The sequence below is a fragment of the Nostoc sp. UIC 10890 genome, from assembly GCF_054786515.1.
Genome location: NZ_JBSGKF010000005.1, coordinates 95,579 through 115,465 on the forward strand (window position 1 = coordinate 95,579; position 19,887 = coordinate 115,465).

The 19,887-nt window shown below is 43.0% G+C and carries 34 protein-coding genes; 18 read left to right on the forward strand and 16 right to left on the reverse strand.

What is annotated here, in order from left to right; genetic code table 11:
- The 13 genes from ACWATR_RS34045 to ACWATR_RS34105 form a co-directional block, all read right to left on the reverse strand.
- Window positions 1-231: a hypothetical protein gene (locus ACWATR_RS34045; protein WP_460342912.1), complete on the reverse strand. Its 231-nt coding sequence runs from the start codon at window positions 229-231 to the stop codon at window positions 1-3.
- Window positions 228-623: an ASCH domain-containing protein gene (locus ACWATR_RS34050; RefSeq protein WP_460342915.1), complete on the reverse strand. Its 396-nt coding sequence runs from the start codon at window positions 621-623 to the stop codon at window positions 228-230. Before ACWATR_RS34050 ends, ACWATR_RS34045 begins: the two co-directional genes overlap by 4 nt.
- Before the next feature lie 67 nt (window positions 624-690).
- Window positions 691-2,040, reverse strand: a complete 1,350-nt coding sequence (locus ACWATR_RS34055; RefSeq protein ID WP_460342918.1) for a replicative DNA helicase — start codon at window positions 2,038-2,040, stop codon at window positions 691-693.
- Window positions 2,041-2,042: 2 nt separating this feature from the next.
- The gene (locus ACWATR_RS34060; RefSeq protein ID WP_460342921.1) at window positions 2,043-3,539 is read right to left on the reverse strand and encodes a hypothetical protein; all 1,497 of its coding nucleotides are present in this window, start codon (window positions 3,537-3,539) and stop codon (window positions 2,043-2,045) included.
- Between the two features lie 77 nt (window positions 3,540-3,616).
- Window positions 3,617-3,793: a hypothetical protein gene (locus ACWATR_RS34065; protein WP_460342924.1), complete on the reverse strand. Its 177-nt coding sequence runs from the start codon at window positions 3,791-3,793 to the stop codon at window positions 3,617-3,619.
- A 4-nt stretch (window positions 3,794-3,797) separates the two neighbouring features.
- Window positions 3,798-4,397 carry an alpha-ketoglutarate-dependent dioxygenase AlkB family protein gene (locus ACWATR_RS34070; protein WP_460342927.1) on the reverse strand — a complete coding sequence of 200 codons (600 nt, stop codon included), beginning with the start codon at window positions 4,395-4,397 and terminating at the stop codon, window positions 3,798-3,800.
- Window positions 4,394-5,092 (reverse strand): hypothetical protein, encoded by a 699-nt coding sequence (locus ACWATR_RS34075; RefSeq protein WP_460342930.1) that lies wholly within the window; start codon window positions 5,090-5,092, stop codon window positions 4,394-4,396. Before ACWATR_RS34075 ends, ACWATR_RS34070 begins: the two co-directional genes overlap by 4 nt.
- Window positions 5,089-5,550 carry a hypothetical protein gene (locus ACWATR_RS34080; protein ID WP_460341862.1) on the reverse strand — a complete coding sequence of 154 codons (462 nt, stop codon included), beginning with the start codon at window positions 5,548-5,550 and terminating at the stop codon, window positions 5,089-5,091. The genes ACWATR_RS34075 and ACWATR_RS34080 overlap by 4 nt, the downstream gene beginning before the upstream one ends.
- 2 nt (window positions 5,551-5,552) lie before the next feature.
- Window positions 5,553-5,849 (reverse strand): VVA0879 family protein, encoded by a 297-nt coding sequence (locus ACWATR_RS34085; protein ID WP_460342933.1) that lies wholly within the window; start codon window positions 5,847-5,849, stop codon window positions 5,553-5,555.
- Window positions 5,846-6,058 (reverse strand): hypothetical protein, encoded by a 213-nt coding sequence (locus ACWATR_RS34090; protein ID WP_460342936.1) that lies wholly within the window; start codon window positions 6,056-6,058, stop codon window positions 5,846-5,848. The genes ACWATR_RS34085 and ACWATR_RS34090 overlap by 4 nt, the downstream gene beginning before the upstream one ends.
- A gap of 88 nt (window positions 6,059-6,146) precedes the next feature.
- Complete coding sequence (locus ACWATR_RS34095) at window positions 6,147-7,076, reverse strand: hypothetical protein (protein ID WP_460342939.1); 930 nt, start codon at window positions 7,074-7,076, stop codon at window positions 6,147-6,149.
- A gap of 51 nt (window positions 7,077-7,127) precedes the next feature.
- A complete protein-coding gene (locus ACWATR_RS34100; RefSeq protein WP_460342942.1) occupies window positions 7,128-7,955 on the reverse strand; it encodes a hypothetical protein in 828 nt (275 codons plus the stop codon).
- A 106-nt stretch (window positions 7,956-8,061) separates the two neighbouring features.
- On the reverse strand, window positions 8,062-8,316 hold the full coding sequence (locus tag ACWATR_RS34105; protein WP_194145140.1) for a helix-turn-helix domain-containing protein: 255 nt from the start codon (window positions 8,314-8,316) through the stop codon (window positions 8,062-8,064).
- Window positions 8,317-8,951: 635 nt separating this feature from the next.
- Between ACWATR_RS34105 and ACWATR_RS34110 the strand changes: the two genes are divergently transcribed.
- The 11 genes from ACWATR_RS34110 (at window position 8,952) to ACWATR_RS34160 (ending at window position 16,275) form a co-directional block, all read left to right on the forward strand.
- Window positions 8,952-9,752 carry a hypothetical protein gene (locus ACWATR_RS34110; protein ID WP_460342945.1) on the forward strand — a complete coding sequence of 267 codons (801 nt, stop codon included), beginning with the start codon at window positions 8,952-8,954 and terminating at the stop codon, window positions 9,750-9,752.
- 104 nt (window positions 9,753-9,856) lie between these two features.
- Window positions 9,857-10,411, forward strand: a complete 555-nt coding sequence (locus ACWATR_RS34115; protein WP_460342948.1) for a hypothetical protein — start codon at window positions 9,857-9,859, stop codon at window positions 10,409-10,411.
- Window positions 10,412-10,508: 97 nt separating this feature from the next.
- Complete coding sequence (locus ACWATR_RS34120; RefSeq protein WP_460342951.1) at window positions 10,509-10,781, forward strand: hypothetical protein; 273 nt, start codon at window positions 10,509-10,511, stop codon at window positions 10,779-10,781.
- Window positions 10,782-10,900: 119 nt separating this feature from the next.
- A complete protein-coding gene (locus ACWATR_RS34125; RefSeq protein ID WP_460342954.1) occupies window positions 10,901-11,170 on the forward strand; it encodes a hypothetical protein in 270 nt (89 codons plus the stop codon).
- A gap of 157 nt (window positions 11,171-11,327) precedes the next feature.
- Window positions 11,328-12,401, forward strand: coding sequence for a hypothetical protein (locus ACWATR_RS34130; RefSeq protein ID WP_460342957.1), 1,074 nt, complete (start codon window positions 11,328-11,330; stop codon window positions 12,399-12,401).
- Between the two features lie 135 nt (window positions 12,402-12,536).
- Window positions 12,537-12,986, forward strand: a complete 450-nt coding sequence (locus tag ACWATR_RS34135; RefSeq protein WP_460342960.1) for a DUF1257 domain-containing protein — start codon at window positions 12,537-12,539, stop codon at window positions 12,984-12,986.
- A gap of 2 nt (window positions 12,987-12,988) precedes the next feature.
- On the forward strand, window positions 12,989-13,192 hold the full coding sequence (locus tag ACWATR_RS34140) for a DUF2997 domain-containing protein (protein ID WP_460342963.1): 204 nt from the start codon (window positions 12,989-12,991) through the stop codon (window positions 13,190-13,192).
- A gap of 94 nt (window positions 13,193-13,286) precedes the next feature.
- Window positions 13,287-14,909, forward strand: a complete 1,623-nt coding sequence (locus tag ACWATR_RS34145) for an AAA family ATPase (RefSeq protein WP_460342966.1) — start codon at window positions 13,287-13,289, stop codon at window positions 14,907-14,909.
- A 97-nt stretch (window positions 14,910-15,006) separates the two neighbouring features.
- Window positions 15,007-15,351 carry a hypothetical protein gene (locus ACWATR_RS34150; RefSeq protein ID WP_460342969.1) on the forward strand — a complete coding sequence of 115 codons (345 nt, stop codon included), beginning with the start codon at window positions 15,007-15,009 and terminating at the stop codon, window positions 15,349-15,351.
- 25 nt (window positions 15,352-15,376) lie between these two features.
- Window positions 15,377-15,934 (forward strand): WGR domain-containing protein, encoded by a 558-nt coding sequence (locus ACWATR_RS34155; protein ID WP_460342972.1) that lies wholly within the window; start codon window positions 15,377-15,379, stop codon window positions 15,932-15,934.
- 71 nt (window positions 15,935-16,005) lie between these two features.
- Entirely contained in the window at window positions 16,006-16,275 is a 270-nt protein-coding gene (locus tag ACWATR_RS34160) for a hypothetical protein (protein WP_460342974.1), read from the forward strand.
- Window positions 16,276-16,309: 34 nt separating this feature from the next.
- On the opposite strand, the gene ACWATR_RS34165 is transcribed toward ACWATR_RS34160, so the two are convergent.
- Window positions 16,310-16,504 (reverse strand): hypothetical protein, encoded by a 195-nt coding sequence (locus ACWATR_RS34165; RefSeq protein WP_460342977.1) that lies wholly within the window; start codon window positions 16,502-16,504, stop codon window positions 16,310-16,312.
- A 78-nt stretch (window positions 16,505-16,582) separates the two neighbouring features.
- On the opposite strand from ACWATR_RS34165, the gene ACWATR_RS34170 reads away from it, so the two are divergent.
- The 5 genes from ACWATR_RS34170 (at window position 16,583) to ACWATR_RS34190 (ending at window position 18,231) form a co-directional block, all read left to right on the forward strand.
- Complete coding sequence (locus ACWATR_RS34170; RefSeq protein ID WP_460342980.1) at window positions 16,583-16,798, forward strand: hypothetical protein; 216 nt, start codon at window positions 16,583-16,585, stop codon at window positions 16,796-16,798.
- Window positions 16,799-16,813: 15 nt separating this feature from the next.
- The gene (locus tag ACWATR_RS34175) at window positions 16,814-17,176 is read left to right on the forward strand and encodes a hypothetical protein (protein ID WP_460342983.1); all 363 of its coding nucleotides are present in this window, start codon (window positions 16,814-16,816) and stop codon (window positions 17,174-17,176) included.
- 193 nt (window positions 17,177-17,369) lie between these two features.
- Window positions 17,370-17,540, forward strand: coding sequence for a hypothetical protein (locus ACWATR_RS34180; RefSeq protein WP_460342986.1), 171 nt, complete (start codon window positions 17,370-17,372; stop codon window positions 17,538-17,540).
- Between the two features lie 27 nt (window positions 17,541-17,567).
- Window positions 17,568-17,972, forward strand: a complete 405-nt coding sequence (locus tag ACWATR_RS34185) for a hypothetical protein (protein ID WP_460342989.1) — start codon at window positions 17,568-17,570, stop codon at window positions 17,970-17,972.
- Entirely contained in the window at window positions 17,953-18,231 is a 279-nt protein-coding gene (locus tag ACWATR_RS34190; RefSeq protein WP_460342992.1) for a hypothetical protein, read from the forward strand. Before ACWATR_RS34185 ends, ACWATR_RS34190 begins: the two co-directional genes overlap by 20 nt.
- Window positions 18,232-18,318: 87 nt before the next feature.
- Here the strand turns inward: ACWATR_RS34190 and ACWATR_RS34195 are convergent, their stop codons facing one another.
- Both ACWATR_RS34195 and ACWATR_RS34200 read right to left on the reverse strand, forming a co-directional pair.
- Complete coding sequence (locus ACWATR_RS34195) at window positions 18,319-18,519, reverse strand: hypothetical protein (protein ID WP_460342995.1); 201 nt, start codon at window positions 18,517-18,519, stop codon at window positions 18,319-18,321.
- A gap of 24 nt (window positions 18,520-18,543) precedes the next feature.
- On the reverse strand, window positions 18,544-18,759 hold the full coding sequence (locus tag ACWATR_RS34200; RefSeq protein WP_460342998.1) for a hypothetical protein: 216 nt from the start codon (window positions 18,757-18,759) through the stop codon (window positions 18,544-18,546).
- A gap of 136 nt (window positions 18,760-18,895) precedes the next feature.
- Here ACWATR_RS34200 and ACWATR_RS34205 point away from each other — a divergent pair, with 136 nt between their 5' ends.
- Both ACWATR_RS34205 and ACWATR_RS34210 read left to right on the forward strand, forming a co-directional pair.
- Window positions 18,896-19,354, forward strand: a complete 459-nt coding sequence (locus ACWATR_RS34205; protein WP_460343001.1) for a hypothetical protein — start codon at window positions 18,896-18,898, stop codon at window positions 19,352-19,354.
- Window positions 19,351-19,863, forward strand: a complete 513-nt coding sequence (locus ACWATR_RS34210) for a hypothetical protein (RefSeq protein ID WP_460343004.1) — start codon at window positions 19,351-19,353, stop codon at window positions 19,861-19,863. Before ACWATR_RS34205 ends, ACWATR_RS34210 begins: the two co-directional genes overlap by 4 nt.
- Window positions 19,864-19,887: the final 24 nt, after the last annotated feature.

Sequence of the window (19,887 nt, forward strand, 5' to 3'; positions counted from 1 at the left end):
TTAATAATTGCGAATTGCGAATTGCGAATTGCGAATTGATTCTTGGCAATGGTAGTTGGTAATATCTGCGTGGATTGGAATTCCTGGTTGTTCATGGCGCAATTGTGATTGAGCATAAGGGGAGATTTCGACAAATTGCCGGACTCGGAATTTGTGGGATAGACCTGCGGCTGATATTCCGTGGTGGCAGAGTCCGCCGATGCCGGAGAAAAGAGAAAGGACTGATTTCATGAGGCGATCGCACTCCTGACCAGTTCATCTGGCACTTCAAAAATTCCCAACCGCCCAATGTAAGGAATCGGCGTAATCTCCCGTGGATTCTCCAACTTCCAATGGTACTGCTCAGGCATTCCCCAGCCAGACGCAACTTGTGAAAACTTGCAATCAACTATTGTGACAATACCGATGACTTGGCCGCGGCGTAGAGAGATTAATTCTGGGATTATTACCCCCATGCTTTGGCAAAATTCTCTGGCTAGCTGATACTCTTTCTTGGTACAGGTCTTGGCTGCGTGAATCAGAATGTCGCCGCGATAATTGATAGGCCAGCCACGGTTTTCTATGTTTTTGAGAGCATAAATGATTGCCCATGCCCAAGGTTGACGGACAGATAGCGCTTTCACGATGTTTTAAAACTCCAGTAATTGAATGTATGCGTTTAATGCTGCGATCGCTGGATCTGGCTGTAAATTATCTCGCTAAGTTCAAAAATTTCGATGTCGATAAATCGCACAACATGGTCGCAGTGCCGAGCTTACCGTAAAGGCGGTTTTTCTCAACAATTAACTCGATAGTGCGATCGCTGCTGTCATTGCTGTACACGGAGTTGCGATAGAGCATAATTAACTGGTCACAAACCTCAAAGATTTCGCCAGAATTACGTAACAGATGACGATTGGGGCGTTTATCAGCCGTTGTTTGATTTCCCCGATTGATTTGACAGCCCAAGAAAACAGGGATTTTGTGAGACTTGGCAATATCCCGAATCTGGCGAGTAATCTTGCCGACTTCAAAGGCCATGTTCCCACCGGACTCCAGAGGAATCTGCTGCAAGTAGTCAATAAAGACAGCACCAATAGAACCACCAAATTCGGCAATAGCACGGCGCACAGCAGAAGCAATCATTGCGGTTGTCGGGGAGGAATGCTCATAGACTTTCCAAGGCAGTTCTACCATTTGCCCTATGCCTTGTGCTATTGGTTCCCAGTAGTGCTGAGTATTGGTTTGAATGGCAGAAGCGTCTACCCCTGTAATTCGGGCCAGCATACGGGCATTGAGTTGATTCTTGTCCATTTCTGGAGTTACGTACAGAACTGGTTTTCCAAGTTTGGTCATGATTTCATAAGCGTAAGAAATCATGAAGTGAGTTTTGCCCATGTGGGATTCAGCAGCCACTACAACTAAACTGCTAGGATAAATGCCACCGGTGATATTTTCGAGGTCGTACCAACCAACTTTGTTGCCTGCCATATTCCCCATCTCCAGCTTTTGAAAAAGTTCAATGCCCATGTCTTGTGCTGAGAAAACCTTGCAACGTTCATCGCTTTGATTTTGGGTTACAGTAAAAACTTTCGCCTCAGCTTGACCAAGGACAAGTGGTAGTTCAGTTTGCGTCTCGTAACCGAGTTGGACAATTTCATTGCCCACTTTGATTAACTGCCGCCGTCGATATTTCTCCATCACTAGATCAGCCAAAGCATCAATGTTGACGGCGGACACAGTGCGGTCTACCAAAGTTGCTAGCTTATTTCTGCCACCAATGCGATTGAGGAGATTGTGGTCAGCTAACCATGCGGTGACAGAAAGTAAATCTGTGGGTTGAAATGTAGCATGAAGTCGGGCTGCGGCTTGATAAATATCTTTATGGGCACTGATGTAAAAGGCTTCACTGACAAGGATATCGTTGACTCTAGCGATCGCTTCTGGATCGAGCATAATCCCGCCCAAAATTGCTTCTTCTGCTTCAATGTTTTGAGGTGGTAAGTTAACTTGATTTCGGTCAGGAGCAAAAGAAAGTACGTTGTCTTGATTAGAGTGCATAATTAAGCTCTTAGTGCTAATTTTAACTGCGCTTCAACTTCGCGCAAATTCGTGGAAGATAGTCTGGTGTTGCTCGGAACTTTTGGCTCATTTGCTTTGGCTTGAAGTTTCGCTTTTAGCTCCAGCATTTGTGGGCTTTTTTGATACTCCAAAGATGTTTCTTGTTTTGATTGTTCTTGCTGACGGCGCTTATAATCTTGTGCCAAAGCATCTTCGAGCGTGATGCTAGTGGTGTTGCTTGGTCTTTTTGCCGTCGCAGTATGCAGTTGGGGTAGGGGTTGTTTCTGTGTTTGCAATGCTTGGTTATAGCGCTGCATCAGGTTCGTCCATCCCCCTTTGGTTTTTTCCCAGGTGTTCATGACTGCGATCGCATGATCTACTTCCTGTCGTGCGGAGCGTTTCGATTTAGTGGCTAATTCTTGTGCCAGGAAGTCCACGACTATGGGGTTGAAGTTCTGGTACAGGTTATTCAGCTTTCGCTCTCCATTGCGCCAAGGTAAAACCCAGCAATTCCACTTGATTGAGTCTCTAACAAGCAGGGGCACACAATCATCACTCATAGCAGTCGGGTCTGTTAGCCAAGCATCAATCAGTTCTTTTACGTTCCGGGCTGTCTTGTAGGGACAGGTTAGTTGCGGCTTATTCGCTTGTTCGCGTTTCTCGAACGATCCCCCCGCAATAGTTGGTCTACAAGAGGGGTTATCGGTTTGTTGCGAAGACTCGGATTCTTTTAACAACGAAGTGGGTTGTTGTGGGGTTGGTTCTTCTGGGGTTGGTTTTTCTAAGCTTGGTTCTTCAAGTTCAATTTCTTTCGTTGCTAAATCAAGTTCTTCTTTTTCACACACACTCTCTTGGGTGGGGGGCGCGGGTGGCGTTGCCAGGGGCGCGTCCTTAAGTGGATGGACTTCAATTGGATAATCTTTAATTGGATATACTTTAGGTGTCCCCCCAGCACTACCCTGGTGTTCCCCCAACACTACCCCTAGTGTCCCCCCATCACCACCCTGGTGTTCCCCCATCACTACCCCTAGTGTTCCCCCATCACCACCCTGGTGTTCCCCCAACACTACCCTGGTTGTTTCCCCACTACTGGTCTTCGCTTTCCCTCTAGTCAAACTAGATTGTTTAGTTGCTTCGGTAAACCAATCGTCAATATCTGTGAGTCTGTATTGATTTGATGATGGCGAACCGTCTAACTTTTTTTTTGTGGCTTTAGTAATCAGATTCCAACAAACAAGCTCATCGACTGCTGCCATCGCTTTTCGCCGTAAAGTTTCAGTCGGTGAGTTCGGGAAAGAACCACGGAAACAAGCTTCACCTATAGATTTATAGGAAGGGAAGGCGTTATTATCACAACCGGCACGGCGGCACAGGTGGCAGTAAACCCGAAATGCCTCCATTGTTAGTGGCAAATCATCCAGCTTACTATCGATATAAATATGGCGTTTCTTTCTGCCGTCGCTGAAGCTATCGCTCTGTATTTTTGATGTTACACTCATATACAACCACCATTTGTCAAAATTTATAGTTGATCCTTTCCCCTACACTGCGCTACAGGTGGGGGATTTTGCTTGATTCACGTACCAAACGGAAATTCTTGTAATTGCAGTTGAAGGGGAAACTCTTCGATTTCGCCACCCTTACGAGCGCGGGTTTTAAATTGTTGCCCCTGGTAGTAAGCATTCGCCCCCAACTGTTTCACAAACACAGGCGTTTGGGATTGTAGGCACTGTTGGGCAATAAACTCATTCATGCCGTTATCTCTTGCCTCCTACGTGTGGGCGAAATGTCAGATTAATTCGTGTAGTTACAAACTTGTTGGTCTTGGGAACTTGGTGTAGATGTGTTGATTGGCAACCTGGGTGCATAACAAGTAAGCTGCCGTGTTCTAACCAGAAATCAGTCGGCTTTCCCCCGATAGGCTTAATCTGAAACTTTCGCATCGAACCCAGGCTGATAGAAGCGATCGCTGGGTTAAATCCCATTGATGCTTCACTATCGTTGTGCCAGCCGATGCTGTCAGAGCCACTTCTGTACTGATTACCAATGACGATACGGAAGCTGTAGCCAGTAGTCGCGGTGATTCTGTCGCGTAACTTAGCCAGAGCGTCTGTCCAAGGTAGTGGTTTGAGTAGTACGCTTTTAGAGTAGAGGTAATCACAGCCTTCATCGCCATAAATGCACTCTAGGCGAGGCACAGGAATTGTTTTACCCAGCATACGTATTTGATTCTGTTGCCATTGCAGTTGTTGACAATGTTGGTAGAGTGCGTCAGCTTCAGTAAGAGTGAGAAACTCTGGATAATAGTTGACTGGTAAAACAGCAGTTGGTTCGTCAAAAAGTGTCATCTGTTTCATAATTCTCCTTTGGCGTAGCTTGCCACCTTCGACATCGCCCGAACAATTTCTTCTACCCGTTTCTGTGAAATAGCTTGTTCTGGATTCTTGTAAAACCCAATAATTTCTGATTTGGGACGCACAATAATGCGTTGTCCTGTTGTACGTTTGTCCCATACAAAGCACGAAATGGTTATGTTATCAGTAGCCCAGCGAGTACCCCGTTTGTCTTTCCGAAAGCAGAAGCGCGGCAAAACTAGTACAAGTGACGGCGGGTGCTGCTGTAAGAAATCAGCGCGATCATCACAAGGTTCGAGAAAGCTGGTCAGGAGGAATGCAGCTACACCCACACGGGCTTTACGGTAGGCATTCTTAATAATTGGGGATGCGAACTCCGAATATGGCGGATTGGTGCAGATCCAGTCAGAATCGGGAAACTTAGCCCATGACTCGGATAGTGTTGCATCCAGATGGTAATCAGCCGATTTATGTGGATCAATATCGTTTGTCCACATTTGCTTGGTGTGTGGCCACGCCTGAAGTAATGATGCGATCGCGCCGTGTCCCACACAAGGCTCACCAATGACACCAGATAACGGAACATGGCGTAGTAATTCAGTTGTGAACCACGATGGAGACTCGTAAAAGTTTAGAGGATGTCGGGTGACAGTTTCGATGACGGTGATTTCTGGTGCTAATAATGGTACAACAGTCATACTTCATCCTCACTAAATTCAATGTGGCTTAAAGTCTGAAGTTCAACAGCTAATCCGCTTAAGAAATTTTGGAGTTCGACTGTTGCCAAATCAATGGATATCTCTTTTTCTGACGTATAAATAAGTTGCTTGTGATGCCCAAAGTAAACTTCTGTACGAGTTAAGTTTTGCTCTGTATCAGTTAACAGAGTCAAAGTAAATCTTCCAAGTTTACAAAAGTAATAGGGACGCTTTGAACTCCAAGGCTTTCCAGGTTGCCAAGTAATTTGGAGTTTTTTACCAATGTGAACGCTAATAGATTCAAAATCAACGTGGAAAATATTCAGTAAAGGAAGCATTTCGCCACTGTTGTAATTGTCTACAACGTGCTGTCTAATACCTGATTCTGCTAAACCTTCAGGAATATTAATGTGAGCTTCAGATGAAATTTTTTCAACTACTGTGACTATGGCTTTCATCTTTAAACTCCAAACTCAAAAACTTTGCAGTTATCAACAATAACCGGATTAATATTGAGCAATCCGCCCCCAGAATAATTGCAAGGAATATTACGCTTATCTTTGTCATCGAAAGCTTCTTTATGAACTGGCATCCAGCGCCCTACACAAGAAAATGCGACTGCGCTAGAAGGAGCGTCAGCTTTTTTATAATCTTCAGTAGTAGCGATATAACCGCAGCAGGGACACTTAAACTTCCAGTTCATTACATTCTCACCAAACAGTATCTTTCCTTGAGATAACCATGTTTCTTTGTTCATATCTCTTCCCCCTCCTCATCTGAACATTCATCTTCGATGGATTCAAATTCTTGAATAGCAAAAATAGCCATAGCCACACACGCTCTTTCTGCCGGATGTGTAGCTGATTGCATCCGATAGCTTTCGGGGACTACATAGCCTTGAATTGCGTAGAATTTCTTAGCTAGTTTTTCAATCAATACATCTTTCTGGAAGTAGCCGAGTTCCATATCTTTTCCCCTCAAGGTAGAATCTGCCTTTTTTGTGAAAGTCTTAATTTTTGATGATTCGGCGATCGCTGTGCTTGACAGATAACCATCAAGCAGTAACTACAGCTTTCTTACTAGCGAAAGCCCCCGCCTGCCTGAGCGCTGCACTAGGACTGGGATGAGCAAAGAACTCTTCTATAGCTTTGGTTAAGCCTGCTGCAACAGCCGGATCGTGGCAAGCGTAGACATAGATAGGCTGTTGTACACCATTGACCAATCGTGTTTCTTGGCGATCACCCAAATGTGGGTAAAACGTGCGAACCCATGTCCCAAGATGACCACGGTAGTGAGCGCCGCTTAGGGGGACTTTCTTTCCCAGTTCGCTCTCTGCAAAGTTGACCACGCCAAGCCATTTTTCTTTTGTGCCGGTTAGTAACTGTCTGTTGTAGTCAGCTATCAGATTGGCGGCGAAGTCTTTGCAATTCTGTTCCATGTATGGGTTGAGTCTGCCACCGGTAAGTTCGGCTAAAGTCTTCATTGCTTTGACAAAAGTATCTAGCCGTTGTTCAACTGGGGGGAGGGCTGGTGTAGTGGGTTGCTGGGGAGCGATCGCTGGTAGAGATGAAACTAAATCTAAAATGATAGTGCGTACTTGAGCAGCAATCTCCGATTCGGTCAAAAGCATTGCAATTCGGAGTGTGCCTAATGCGGAGAAAACCCTGGCTTGGGATGTTCGGGATGGTAAACAGAGCGTCTGACGAGCATCCCGTAAGTCCTTACCAGTAAGGGTTTTGGTTTCCCAGTCTCGAAATTCAGCCCCATTAACTCGAAAGAGTTCTCTGACAGATGACTCCGTAGTTCCGAAATATTCTGCGATTTGTGCAGTAGTTGCCCAACCACTACCACCCCAAACTGCAAAGATAATTGCTTTAGCCTTGGCCAGAATATCTATTGCCTTGTCGTCAGAAAAGTTTGTGATGGCTTCGGTTCTAAAAGATTTGGATTCGAGCAGTAGCGACTGATTTAAGAGTAATGTCATAGTTCGCTCCTAAAATAATTTTTCAGACTTGCACAAGTTTAAAAATGTGTTTTACTCTGCCGTGTCTAACCAAGGAAATCGGCTCAAGTCCGGGTGTTGGGCTTCAAAAAAGATGAACTTGTTCTCGTCCCAGTCGAGATGAAGGGTAAGACGGATTTCATCAGGGTCTAATCTTTCAACACTTTTGCCTCGCCAGCAGTTAGCGCCTGTTAGCTCCCAGTTGTAAGATTCAGTGTAAATCTCTGCAATTACTGCGCTTGATGCCGCATTCTTAACTGTGCTGACTGAAGCAGGAATTTGCTGCTCTTTCTCATCAACTAAAAATAATTTGTATGCAGGCTGCATCTGCATAAGGCTGACAAAATACTTGATGATTTCTGGTACAGCTTGTTGAAGGGTAAGGCGATCTTCATCCAGCGTGATTAACTGATCCTCTACTGTCGGGAATGAAAATAAGCGATCACGTACAGAAATGTTTCTTGTTCTCACCCCAGAGATGCCTAACCTTTTCTGAAGCTCTTGAATGTTGTCTCGGACAGTGTGGTAGAGAAAAAGGTCAGTTCCAAAACGAGGGCCAAACACTTTACCCATCTTGTCGTAAAACTTACCTCCTTCTTTTACCTCTGCTGGGGCATCCATGCACCAGCCTTTAGGGTCTGACAAAATGCGGCGAAGGATTTCTTCATCTTCACTGCTACCGTCACCAAGATTAGCAAGAGATAAGTAAACCTGTTGGTTTAGTAAAGAGGGGTAAGTGAATTTGTGGCGTTTAGGATATTTTAGACGAATACAATCTTCCAGTAAGGCTGATAAACCTTCTGTAGTAAACAAGTTGGGATTGTCTTGGAGGAGTAGCTGAAAAACTGGTAGTGTAAACATAACTATACCTCTTGTGGTGGTCTAGTTGAGGTGAGCGATCGCATAGCTTGCAGGCGGGCGGTCGCTTCAAATTATCATGGCTAGTTAAATAAACGCATTCATCAAGTCATTCTTGTTCTTCCTCGTCCTCATCCTCTTTAAATTCGACACCAAAAGTAACACCTAAAACAGCTTCTACTTTTCTGAGTGTTGCCAGAGGCAATGTTTTCATTTCTTCATTTTCAATGGCATACCAGTTTGGGGTACTCATTCCAGCCAAGGCTGCTAATTCTATAAGTGGGCGTTTATCAACCTTTCTTGCACGTCGAATTTTTTCTCCTAATCCAGGAACTTCCTTTTGAATACGCTTTTCAACCTTCATCAAACATGAACTCACTAAACCACCTCCTTTATTAAGCCTTGGTTTAGGATTTATTTCTACAAAGTAACACCTAGCGTTTACTAAGTCTGCTTTGTTTATATAAAGTAACACTTAGTAAATGCTAAGTCAAACTTGACAAATACTAAGTAAGACTTTATATTAAATATAAGGGTAAGGAAAGTGAACTGCCTGCACCCAGGACGCGAAAGAGTTCGCAAGTCAACCATTACAAACCAAGTCAAGCCAACATTCCAACTCGAAACATAGTCTAGAGACATGATCACCGGGGTATAGCACAAGCTCTATTGAGTAGGTAAAGAAGCCTGGAGAAGCAATCAACGGACACACAGCCATTTTGAGCAAGCCTTTTATTCAAAGCAGAAGCAATCGCTTTAGTGCAGTGGCTGGCAAATAATACTATTGAAGCCGTCGGTTGCGTGACGCACTATGTCTTTTGCTTAGTAGCTCTAACTACTGGTTAGGAGCAAGAAAAATTGAGGCTTCGCCAATTCTAGATTGAGAGTGTTGTGCTGAAAGCACAACAAACTGACCAATAAAAATAGGGCGAACGCTGGCTCTGGAAAAGTTGCGATCGCCCCTATGCCCCCAACCTTTTAAAGAAGAGGCAATTTATAATGATGACACAAAGTTTAGCCCCTGCGCCAACAAAAGATCCGTTAACCACGAGCGATCGCGAAATCATTGCAACCATCGTCAATCAGTCGGACTACTCAAAAGAGTGCAAGCCCGAAGATGTAGTGACTATCTGGATTACTGAAGATGACACTACGGTTTGGGTGAAAATGACTCACGGTTATGCTCGATACCACAAAGAGCAGTTCAAACGCGCAGTAGCAGAAATTAAAGCGAGTCTTTCTGCTTCAGTAGAGCGCAATCAGCAACTAGATAATGAGTTGAAAGAAGCTGATGAGAAAATTGGCTTGTTGGGTGATTGTGATTGGTTATCGTTGAATATCCAAACCCATCCTGACAAGGTAATTGGTTATGCTGGCTGCTACACCTCACAAAAGCATCGAATATTAACCCCACCTTCTGAATGGGACTTCACCCTGCCAAAGTGGAATCCTCCTGCTGCCATCTGTCCAGACTGTGGTGGTCATGGGTGCGGGAACTGTGGGTATCGTGGAACTCGTTCTGAGGACTTATGTACACCAGTGGACAGCTACCGACTAACCTATGTAGGCAAGACTGACATCCAGACGGCTCACAACGTCTATCTAGATGGTGAGTTCTTGGGCATACTCTTCAAGGTCAGAAACGCTAAGGAAGTCTGGGAAAACGACCCCAAAACATACTACTGGCGCTGTGGCGATGGCGTGCAGTACTGGAGCATTAAGGAAGCTGTAGAGGCGCTGCGTAGAGTGAAGATTCCGGTTGAACTGCCGCAAGTTCGTCGGGAGTTGGTAGCAGCGTAAAAAAATCAGAAGGCGTGACCGAAATCTTCATCGGTTGCGCCTGCTGCTTCAAGAAGTCTACGGCTTCGCCAATGCAAAAGTGAAAATGCTTTTGGTACAAACAAATGAACCCTCAAGAAAATGCTGAACTACTTGCTGCCCTGATGCGCCAAGAAGAATTGCTCAAGCAGTTAGTCGCAGCAATTAATAAGCCGAAGCTGGGATTGCACTCTGAAGCTGGCAATTGTAAAATCTACTGCAACCGTCAGCACGGAGGATTGTGGTACACACTAAATGGTGAACCGAGTGATGTCTCTCAAACTGCGCTGACAGGATATCTTAAAGAACTACGGTTTGAGAATACAGAACGCCGCAAAAAAGAAACCTGCAAGTTGCTAATAACTATGCAAGCAGACCGGACGTATATCTTAGAATCAGGCTACGATACGCATTTCTCAAAGTGCATACTTGCGGCGATCGCAACTTTGACCCCACAACAATTGTATTCTCCCATCACACTACAGCCTACTCCAGGGACGACAGACGAAAATGTGTTGTTCTGTCGTGTATGGGTAGAGTCGGAATTAGTGATGGCATCCTACAACGAGCAAACAGAGTGGCGAGAGGTCAGTAAACAGGCTTTAGCTGTAATAAAAGCGGCGAATGAGATTACGTTTTAACTCGTTGTAAACAGGGTTTGGGCAACTGTAATTAGAAGTTGGTTAAGCCTTGTCTACAGCTAATACGTGCTGTTGAACTATTCACAAATAATTACAGATGAGTATTACAATCGTTCACCCTAATATCGAAAACTTGCAATCATTTTCTGACTCGTTTGACATTGAAAAACTATTGCAATCTGATGGAGTTCTGCCGTGGCTTTTAGCAAATGGCTGGAAGCACAACGATGAATCGAGTTTGATTGCAAACATTATCGATGAGTCAACAAGTCTTGATGAAGTTTGGGAATCAGACGAGTTTGACTTTAAGGCTCTGCCTGATGAATTAAAGGAAAAATTAAACCTGATTTTCGAGCATTTCTATCTTTGAAAGAATCGAAAAATTACATTGTACGTGAAAAACTCTACAGTCAAACTGATTAAAGTTGGCTGTAGAGAAAAATCGATTCCACAAAAGATTATCGCACACTCTACTTCAATACTAATCAGATGCAAACAAATTTGATTAAGGTGTACGACGCGACACTGTTGAGTTCATCAAAAGTTTACCAAATTAATGGTACACATTGTCGATATCTGGGTGATTCAGGTACTATCCAACATCCACAGTATCTGTTTGTACCTCTGCCAAATCAAAGAAAAAAAGCCAGCTTTCGACTAAATCGAAACAAACTTATGACTCGCTGTTATGAAGTCGAAGGCATGACTTATAACAAGCCTGTGGTACAGGATAATTCGCAGCAACTTCAGCTATTTTGAGATATGTCCATACATAAACCACCAGTCATCAAAAGACACATTAGGTTACAAACAACCTCTAAAAAAGTAATCTATAGAGCTACTAAAGACATTCAAATAGTCACAAAGAAAGCTTCGCTTAATTGAAAGTGAAAAATAATGGTTGAGGTAAATAATCATGGTACAAGCAATTGACAACCCTATTGCTACAAATTTCCTAACTGATGCAGTAGTCGAGCGCCACAATTTCTCGCAATTAAATAAAACCCGTATTCGTTTTCGTATCCAGCTAAAGAAAAGTACAAAGTCTGCTGCTCCTAAATGGGCTGATGTCTTAAAATCTGAAGTGTCTGAAATCGAATCAGACCTCGTTAAAGTTACTAATTCCGAAGTTGGATTACGCGGAATCAAAGTATTCAAGAAGCTCGATGAAGCTGCTGCCCAATTGAGGCAAGAGATTGCTTCGGTTCAAGAATGGATGTCTGCTGATACTGGTGATTGGGTTTGTCCGATTGATTTAGCTCCACTTGTGTGGAATCAGTTAATTAATATCAGAGATAATGTTGCCCCTGGACTCCGTAATCAATTAAAAGTTGATTACGAAGCGGGACTCGAAGATTACCAAGAGCGAATTGACCAGTTCCTTTCACTTAACACTTGGGAACTACCCCAGGATAAGCAAGAGTCAGTTAAAGCCAACTTAATAATGGCTTTTCCGACTCTGACTGACCTTGAAGATTATCTCCAAGTAATTATCGGTCGCCCAGTGATCATACCTGCCCTATCCGAACAACTCGACCATAAACAAGCCGAATGTTTAGACCAAATCACTCGCTTCATACAACAGTATGACCAAAATCTGGAGCAGCGACTAAGGGAATCAGCCCTAGCTGGTGGTGAACAACTCGCCGCCCAACTTCTCTCTGAACTAGCCGACTGGGAGCCAGGACGTAAACCAGTCCAATTTAAAAAGAAGATGGAACGCCATTTAATGAAGATTCAGGTACTACTAGCGAATGCTGACCCGGAGGCTGGCAGCAGCTTGGAGGCGATGATGGCGCATATTGACTCGATTGTTAATGATCCGGCGATTGAGTCGAAGAATCTTGGTAATGAGGGGCGCAATCAGTTGCAGCAAAAAATGCAAGAAATTCGCACCAAGCTACTAGATGAACAGCGCAATCTGCAATCACTTGCGACTAGCGACGTGGGCTTGTCGAAAGCTACCGTTAGCGCGTTTAAGTTCAGGTAAAAAACAGTCTTGGGCGAGGGTGAATTCGCTCAAGACTGATCCCAATGGATTTAATACGTAGTTTCCAGAATAACCCAAAAAGAATATCGCACCCATACTATTTCTCAAACCACTTTGAAAGCCTTGGAGCCAAAAATGTCGCATTTCTCAACAGTTAAAACCAAGCTTGTATCCTTTGAATGTCTAGTACAAGCTTTACAAGACTTGAAACTGAATCCGCAAGTTCACGAAACAGCACAGCCACTAAAAGGATACTATGGCGGTTCACAAGGACAAAGTGCTGAAATCATCATATCTGGTCGCACCATAAAAGCTCGTGCAGACATCGGGTTTAAATGGAACACCTCAAGCGGCGTGTACGAGATAATACACGACAGTTATGAAACAGTTCCGAAGCTGGGCAAAGACTTCTTCAGCAATAAACTAATGCTGGCTTATGGACAACGGATGGTTCGCGCTAAAGCCGCCGAGTTACAAGAAAGATTTGGGGAGTGTGCGATCGCTGAAGAAAGCAATGAGACTGTACGAACTTTACGCCTAACCTTTGCCGGACATCAAGAAGTTCAACAATATGCACGGAGATAATTATGGAACGTTCAGTTTTAATTCATTTCGACTCGGCTACAGGTAAAGTTCAAGTAGAAGCTCTTGGATTTGAGGGATTGTCTTGTTTAGAGGCGACCCAACCATTTGAAGAGGCGTTGGGGGTTGTACAGGGCGAACGTGAATTTAAGCCGGAAGCTCAAACACAACGGATAGCAGCAAATTATCAACAATACCAGCGCCAGTAATTAGTCAGTCAGTAGTCAGTTATCGCTTAAAACTGACTACTGATTTTGTCACAATGGCTTCGCCAAAACTAATTGAAGTTATCTCAAATCTGCTATGAAACTCTCAAATCTGCTCTCCACACTCGATTCACAAATCCCTATCGCCGCAGTTGATGTCCTGTCTCCTGATGAAGCGACGATTATCCAATGGCTGACTACAGAGGCATCTAACAAACTGTCAAGTCCAGTGTTCTTCTGGAATCTGGGAGTGTCCAACCTGGAGCAATGTTTAATTGCAGCAGATGGGGGATTGGTGTTTAAGCCAGTTGCAGAGTACAAAAGACCTCCACAGGCTGATCCACTACTATTTGTATTCGACTACATTGCTAATTTTAGTGGTCATGGTGTATTTATCCTCGGAGATATTCACCCATTCATTGCTAAGAACTCACCCCAATTATCATGGGAGATTTTAAGCAAGGTAAAAAACCTTTACCACAGGTTAAAACCTACAGATAAACGCATTGTCTTGTTGGGGCAGAACATACAACTACACGAATCTCTAATCAGATTAATTCCTTATTGTGAAGTCCCTTTACCTAGTATTGACCAAATACTTGAACACATCAATTCTTATTTGCATGACTTACAACAGTCAGCTATTGAACAGGAATTGACTTTCACTATTTCCCTTAATAAAAGTGAAATTGAATCTCTTTCTCGTGCAGCACTGGGTTTAACTTTAGAAGAAATCAGTGATTTTCTGCGGTTAACTGTCAAAGAAAACTTAACTAATGATGGTGTCGTTGTTGATGCTAATTTCATCCCCAAAGCCGTCGAGTACAAAACTCGGTTACTTGCTCAAATGGGTATCGAATTGGGTAAACCTGCGATAATCGCATTCGGCGGTTTGGATCTTCTGCATGATTGGTTGATGAGGCGGCGGCGGCTATTCACCCAAGAGGCGCGAAGTCTCTCGTTACCACAACCAAAAGGTGTGTTGCTGGCTGGCCCACCCGGAACAGGTAAAACATTACTGGCTAAAAACATTGCTAACATCCTTAATTTACCATTGCTCCAGCTAGACATTGCATCCCTTTTGGGCAGTCTGGTAGGTGAGTCTGAGGGGAATGTCAGACGTGCTTTGAAAACTGCATCCGCGATCGCACCCTGCATTTTATGGATAGACGAAATAGAAAAAGCCCTTTCTGGCAGTGGTGACACCAGTGGAGTCTCACAGAGGATTCTGGGCAATATTCTTACGTTTATGTCCGAATCTCAGTGTGGCGTGTTTGTCGTGGCAACTTGCAATGACCCCTCTGCACTGCCAAGTGAGCTAAAGAGGAAAGGCCGTTTCGATGAAAATTTCTTTGTTGACTTGCCCACAGAGCCAGAGCGTGTACAAATTCTAGGGATTCATCTACAACGCTTTGGCATTCACCTGGAATCAGAGTATTTGGAAGCAGTTGCTGCCAACACCGCGAAATTCTCCGGCGCTGAACTGGAAACTCTCGCATCTGAAGCTGCTCTGCTGGCATTCGATGAGGGTAGACCGCAGCAGGTAACACTTGCTGACCTCGAAGCTTGTCGTCAAACCATTACCCCGCTTGCGATTCAGGATGCGGCGGCGGTTGAAAGAATGCAAGCATGGGCATCCACCGCACGACGAGCTAGTAGTCTTGTGGTTGCAGTCAAAACTCAGTCTTTGCGTGCTGCTAAGTTTCGGAATATGAACTGATGAAAAAGCGATTGTCTCCTGATTCTATGGGGGCAATCACTCTTTTTTTTTAGTAATTGAGAGCAATCAATTAACATACTTAATAAGGCGAATAAACATGACGACAGACTTAGTTACTTATTACGGGCAGACTCTAACTATTGACCAACTGGTTGATAAATATGGTGTGTATTTAGAGAAGTTGGACAGAGAAACGAAGCTTATGCTCCGAATGGCATTAGCAACTTACATTTTTACGTTAGAAAAAGACAGTTCTACTAAGCATACTGTTACTGAGGCACTTGAAGATGCATTGTCTAATATAAGCTTATTAGTTTCATATCCATTGTATAAAAACTTGTTTGAGGATGTTTGCTCTATTTTAGATGAGCTAACAACTCTGGAAGCTGAAATCTTACTTGAAGCTTTACAGCATCAAATTCGATGGGGCAATGCCCGTTAAGTCGTGAGTTGACAGGGTAAGAAACATGGAAATTTATTTAGTTTTTGTTGATGCTATCCGAAACAGCAATAAGTTCTGGTCTGCCATTGTCGAAGATGGTAACTTAACAGTGCAGTGGGGCAGAGTCGGTTATCAAGCGCAAACCAGAGTCCACACATTAGGCAATCATCAAAGAGCCGTTAATAAATTCAACAATCTAGTAGCAGAAAAGAAAGCCAAAGGTTACAGCGAAAGTCAGCCAGAGATTGATGCTAGCCGTAGTGTTGCAGACATTAGACGAGCTATTCAATTATTGAATATTATCCGTCCTTGTATTGCTAATAGGATTTTTCACGATGGCTATATTAACGCCCTAAATGAATATCTGAAAATAGTACCAACACCTTTAGGAATGCAAATTGATTACCACAGAGTTTACCGCACAGTAGAAGATATTGACTATCAGCGAGAGTTACTTAACTCTCTGTTAGCGACATCTGCACCAATTGTTACTGCGGTAGCTGTTGGTCATGCCCCTGAAGCAGCAGAACCCAAGGTAGTCAGTCTCAAGACTATCAGTAATAACTTCTGGCGACATTTGTAATTTGAGAAGCGTCACTTTGCAAGAGATGCTAAAAAGCTAAACTTCATTTTGAAATATTCTTTGGGGAAATTATGGAAATCAAGACTATTGCTGTAACTTACACACGTAAGTTCAATTTAGGCGACTACGAATCTTTAGAGTTAAGTTGCTCCTTATGGGGACAAATTGACCCAGCAGAAGAAGATGCACAAGGGACGACACAATTTCTATTTCAACAAGCAAAAGATTCTGTTAAGGAAGCTGCAATTCCAGTAATTAAAGCTTCAACCCATCAAATGAATAAAGCCAAAATGTACAAGCACTCTGCAACAAATCAATTTGAAGATCCTGATAATTTTTAATAACTAAAATTCACCTTTTAAATTCAAAAATACTTTAGTCAAGCATTAATACTGCTTGGCTATTTTTTTCTGCCATCGCTTTGCTTCCTACAAACCACAACAGTAAAAATATCATGCCTAAAAAAACTAACTCAGTCCCAAAAGACCATTCCCAGTTATGCCTACAGTACCTCCGCCATTGCGGTGGCAGCGCTCGATTATCTGCCATCAGGTTTAGTCTCTGTTTCATACAAACATTAGTTAATCGCAAGCTGTTAAAAGTGACAAATACTGGTGCAGGTTTTTTTGTGGAGTTGGATGAAACGAAATGAAAATACAAGTCGAGCAGCTAACTGCTAACGAATTTTTGTGGGCGAAATACTGGATAAAAGAGTGTTTGCCTTGGCGCGATTTATCCTGCCCCGAAGAAGTTGAAGAACTCACAGAACAAGAAATCATTTCCGGCATCACAATCCACTATAGCGGAGGGATAAAACAGTTTAAGTTATCTGTAGATGATCATATTTTTTCTAGTAATTCATGAGAATAAGTGAAACCGATGGCTAATCAGAAACAAATTGCTCGTTCAAGTATGCAAGAGCCAAAAGTCCGGTTAGTTAAAAATCATCGTCCAAGAAGACGATTCAACTCCAAAGTATTCATAGATCGCACCATAGAAACAACTGCAATTGTCTCTCTGCTAATTACTGGATTTTCTGGAGTTGGGGCAATGGCTTGTTGGGGGCTAGAAGTAATCGAGACAAATGCTAATCCCAACATAATCATCTCTGGTTGGGAGCAACAGAAAAATATCTGCCTGGGTGCAATGTTGGTCAGTTTTTCCGCCTTCTTAGGCAGTTCTCTAATCGAGCAAGTCTCAGTATTCAACAAGATAGATTTTAGGGAAAGAAACGGACAATGAAAGAGTATAAAACCAAGCATGGCGGCTACAAAATTGAGACTACCGAATCAAAGGCAAGTCGCAAGTGACAAGTAGCAAGTCGCAAGTTTAAGAGCAATTTTGTGAATTTTTACTTGCGACTTGCTACTTAGTATTATTTTTACTTGCGACTTGGTTAATTTGTTCTTCACTTGCGACTTGCGACTTGCGATTTATGACTTGGTTAAATGATGGTGCTGTGGATATTCACGTTGGGAAGCAGGGCTTTTTTAAAACAACTTGGGCTACTCCTACGACTCAAACTTTTGACAATCATACCCAAGCTGTTCGTCACGCTAAAAATGCTATTGATAACGGCGAAATCGATTCAGTTTTTATTAGTTGAAATGTATGAACTACTCAAAAAATAAAAATGAACACAAAACAATTGATTCTTAAATCTACCATTGCAGTTTTCGCATTTTCCACTATTTTGAGTGGTTGCGTCATGGTTTTTGGACAAAAGAAAACCAATTACTTCAACATCACAATACCTGCAAGCGCAGCGAGGCTGATTTTCAGCTTTAGCATGATGGGAACTGGATTGACCATGTTTATCGGTAGTCGGATTGAAGCAGCGCAATTTGAAGAATCATTAAAACCCAGACCTGTACCTCCTCCGTGCCAAGGTTGCAGGCATTTCCACGGGGTTATCTACAATGGTGTAACCTTCAATTGCGCTGTTCATCCCAAAGGCTGCTTCGGTGATAAATGCCCAGATTGGCAAACATTTAAAAAATCTTTAGAGGAGCAAGAAAATGACATTAACTTTAAATAATCGCTCTCGAAACAAAGAATCATCTCTGACACAAGCATTACGGCAGATACAACAACTAAACTCCAGAATTCTGGAGCTAGAGCAGCAGCATCAAGATTACGTGCATCAGCAACAGAATTTAATTCCAGCGATCGCTGAAATCTGTGTTTCTCCAATGCAGGAAGTACAGGCGCTGCGGATTCTGATACACCGGGGAGAAGCAGCTTGCCGACAGTACTTGCGTTCGGTGCTAGTCAAACAGGGTCAGACTTCAAAATAGCCACAGAACAAATAGAAAAACCCACTTTAAGAAAAAGAGCCAAAAACCAGGGTTTTCTGCAAAATTCAAAAAAATGAATTTTCTTTCTCATAGAGGCGCGGAATCAGTCAGGGCAAGGGATTGAGCAGACCATGAGACAGTTATTTTCACGGCATTACTAGGGTTTTGAGCCTCGTCTAAATCATCCGCGTGTCCCAAAGCCTTGATGCTACCGTGTTTGAGGTCGAGCAGAGTCTCATGGTCTGCTTGCTTTTTAGCGAAGGCACAAAAAAAAGGGGAGTATTGCACCCCTTTAGACTAAATCCCGTCAAGTTATTCGGCTGTACTTTGTGCTTCAGGAATCAAACCCAACTGGTAACGGGCAAGAGTTCCTTGAAGGTGAACCGCAAATCCTTTTTCCCAAAAGACTCGATGCATTTCTGACTCATTCCAACCCTCCATTGCTTGAATCCGTTTTGCAGCTTCATACAATGGCTCTGGAATAGAAACTGCGGTCTGAACCATTTTTGGTGTAGTTTTCTTAGGCATTTTCTCCTCGACAATAACGCTTACCTAACTTTACCCCTATAGTTATATGTTTTTGTCGAGAGTTTTTTCAGAATAATACCCTATCTATAGGGTTATACATAAGGTATTTATGCTAATCTAGAAGTGCAAAGATGTTATGGCTGTTTCTATGGCAGGAACAATTCTGAGGAACGAATATGAAAAAATTGTTGGTCAAGTTAGTGATTACACTTGGCCAAGAATTCTTCGTCGATTAGAAATATCTGATACCACCAGTGCCAAAGCTGGGGTAATTCTGCTGGTGAGAGCTTATGCTCAACTAAAGCTTTTAAATCCCAATCGCACCATTCGATTATCAGATGTTCAACGCTACGAATTTATTTGTTCAAACTTGCCACAATTGTCATGCAACGGCGCTCAACTCTTTGAAGCATTACAAAGGCTAGAACCGCGACCATCCAAACCGACAATTTACAGATGGGGTCAAGAAATTGGAGTGCCATTTTCTGTAGATAAGATTTACACCGAATTTGAAATTCAGCAATGGGTCAAAAAAATTGCTTCTCAAACTAAATTTAAATTTCGTCAACCTAAATCAATTGGAGCCACTTCATGAACGATTTACAAGAACTTCTCATTGCTAATGGAATCGAAATGAGTTCTGAAGAACTACGCTTGTACTTGCAAAAGAAAAGCGTAGATCCCGATGCGATTACTGAAGCAGAAATTATTGCCATCTCTGAAGAACTTGTGGCACTCAAAAAAGCTAGTAATTTAATTGTTTCTAGCAATGGTAAAACAGCTAAAACTACCAAACGTACTGCCAAAACCAATAAAGCTCAACAGAGCATGAGTGATTATAAAACTTCACTTGCCAATCAAGCCAAGCAGTCGTTAGCAGAGATACAATCTTTTAATTCTGCAATTACCCAAGGGACACGCGAGTTTGCTCACAAAGAGGCAGTTGAAACAATCGAGACTTTAGCTAATGTTTCTAACGAGTATTTAGCAGAAGTAGCACAGTTCGCCAAAGAATTTCAGGGAGAACCAGAAGCCTTTTTTCGTTTCGGTCAGGAGATTACATCGCTCTATCTCTCTGCTAGCAATGCAGATGCGACCGAATAAATTCATCTTGGTAGCAGCAGTACT

What these genes read in the sequence shown, in the direction of transcription:
- ACWATR_RS34045 (WP_460342912.1), bottom strand. Translation starts at nt 231, where the DNA reads ATGAAATCAGTCCTTTCTCTTTTCTCCGGCATCGGCGGACTCTGCCAC.
- ACWATR_RS34055 (WP_460342918.1), bottom strand. Translation starts at nt 2,040, where the DNA reads ATGCACTCTAATCAAGACAACGTACTTTCTTTTGCTCCTGACCGAAAT.
- ACWATR_RS34060 (WP_460342921.1), bottom strand. Translation starts at nt 3,539, where the DNA reads ATGAGTGTAACATCAAAAATACAGAGCGATAGCTTCAGCGACGGCAGA.
- ACWATR_RS34065 (WP_460342924.1), bottom strand. Translation starts at nt 3,793, where the DNA reads ATGAATGAGTTTATTGCCCAACAGTGCCTACAATCCCAAACGCCTGTG.
- ACWATR_RS34070 (WP_460342927.1), bottom strand. Translation starts at nt 4,397, where the DNA reads ATGAAACAGATGACACTTTTTGACGAACCAACTGCTGTTTTACCAGTC.
- ACWATR_RS34075 (WP_460342930.1), bottom strand. Translation starts at nt 5,092, where the DNA reads ATGACTGTTGTACCATTATTAGCACCAGAAATCACCGTCATCGAAACT.
- ACWATR_RS34080 (WP_460341862.1), bottom strand. Translation starts at nt 5,550, where the DNA reads ATGAAAGCCATAGTCACAGTAGTTGAAAAAATTTCATCTGAAGCTCAC.
- ACWATR_RS34085 (WP_460342933.1), bottom strand. Translation starts at nt 5,849, where the DNA reads ATGAACAAAGAAACATGGTTATCTCAAGGAAAGATACTGTTTGGTGAG.
- ACWATR_RS34090 (WP_460342936.1), bottom strand. Translation starts at nt 6,058, where the DNA reads ATGGAACTCGGCTACTTCCAGAAAGATGTATTGATTGAAAAACTAGCT.
- ACWATR_RS34095 (WP_460342939.1), bottom strand. Translation starts at nt 7,076, where the DNA reads ATGACATTACTCTTAAATCAGTCGCTACTGCTCGAATCCAAATCTTTT.
- ACWATR_RS34100 (WP_460342942.1), bottom strand. Translation starts at nt 7,955, where the DNA reads ATGTTTACACTACCAGTTTTTCAGCTACTCCTCCAAGACAATCCCAAC.
- ACWATR_RS34105 (WP_194145140.1), bottom strand. Translation starts at nt 8,316, where the DNA reads ATGAAGGTTGAAAAGCGTATTCAAAAGGAAGTTCCTGGATTAGGAGAA.
- ACWATR_RS34110 (WP_460342945.1), top strand. Translation starts at nt 8,952, where the DNA reads ATGATGACACAAAGTTTAGCCCCTGCGCCAACAAAAGATCCGTTAACC.
- ACWATR_RS34115 (WP_460342948.1), top strand. Translation starts at nt 9,857, where the DNA reads ATGAACCCTCAAGAAAATGCTGAACTACTTGCTGCCCTGATGCGCCAA.
- ACWATR_RS34120 (WP_460342951.1), top strand. Translation starts at nt 10,509, where the DNA reads ATGAGTATTACAATCGTTCACCCTAATATCGAAAACTTGCAATCATTT.
- ACWATR_RS34125 (WP_460342954.1), top strand. Translation starts at nt 10,901, where the DNA reads ATGCAAACAAATTTGATTAAGGTGTACGACGCGACACTGTTGAGTTCA.
- ACWATR_RS34130 (WP_460342957.1), top strand. Translation starts at nt 11,328, where the DNA reads ATGGTACAAGCAATTGACAACCCTATTGCTACAAATTTCCTAACTGAT.
- ACWATR_RS34135 (WP_460342960.1), top strand. Translation starts at nt 12,537, where the DNA reads ATGTCGCATTTCTCAACAGTTAAAACCAAGCTTGTATCCTTTGAATGT.
- ACWATR_RS34140 (WP_460342963.1), top strand. Translation starts at nt 12,989, where the DNA reads ATGGAACGTTCAGTTTTAATTCATTTCGACTCGGCTACAGGTAAAGTT.
- ACWATR_RS34145 (WP_460342966.1), top strand. Translation starts at nt 13,287, where the DNA reads ATGAAACTCTCAAATCTGCTCTCCACACTCGATTCACAAATCCCTATC.
- ACWATR_RS34150 (WP_460342969.1), top strand. Translation starts at nt 15,007, where the DNA reads ATGACGACAGACTTAGTTACTTATTACGGGCAGACTCTAACTATTGAC.
- ACWATR_RS34155 (WP_460342972.1), top strand. Translation starts at nt 15,377, where the DNA reads ATGGAAATTTATTTAGTTTTTGTTGATGCTATCCGAAACAGCAATAAG.
- ACWATR_RS34160 (WP_460342974.1), top strand. Translation starts at nt 16,006, where the DNA reads ATGGAAATCAAGACTATTGCTGTAACTTACACACGTAAGTTCAATTTA.
- ACWATR_RS34165 (WP_460342977.1), bottom strand. Translation starts at nt 16,504, where the DNA reads ATGAAACAGAGACTAAACCTGATGGCAGATAATCGAGCGCTGCCACCG.
- ACWATR_RS34170 (WP_460342980.1), top strand. Translation starts at nt 16,583, where the DNA reads ATGAAAATACAAGTCGAGCAGCTAACTGCTAACGAATTTTTGTGGGCG.
- ACWATR_RS34175 (WP_460342983.1), top strand. Translation starts at nt 16,814, where the DNA reads ATGGCTAATCAGAAACAAATTGCTCGTTCAAGTATGCAAGAGCCAAAA.
- ACWATR_RS34180 (WP_460342986.1), top strand. Translation starts at nt 17,370, where the DNA reads ATGACTTGGTTAAATGATGGTGCTGTGGATATTCACGTTGGGAAGCAG.
- ACWATR_RS34185 (WP_460342989.1), top strand. Translation starts at nt 17,568, where the DNA reads ATGAACACAAAACAATTGATTCTTAAATCTACCATTGCAGTTTTCGCA.
- ACWATR_RS34190 (WP_460342992.1), top strand. Translation starts at nt 17,953, where the DNA reads ATGACATTAACTTTAAATAATCGCTCTCGAAACAAAGAATCATCTCTG.
- ACWATR_RS34200 (WP_460342998.1), bottom strand. Translation starts at nt 18,759, where the DNA reads ATGCCTAAGAAAACTACACCAAAAATGGTTCAGACCGCAGTTTCTATT.
- ACWATR_RS34205 (WP_460343001.1), top strand. Translation starts at nt 18,896, where the DNA reads ATGGCTGTTTCTATGGCAGGAACAATTCTGAGGAACGAATATGAAAAA.
- ACWATR_RS34210 (WP_460343004.1), top strand. Translation starts at nt 19,351, where the DNA reads ATGAACGATTTACAAGAACTTCTCATTGCTAATGGAATCGAAATGAGT.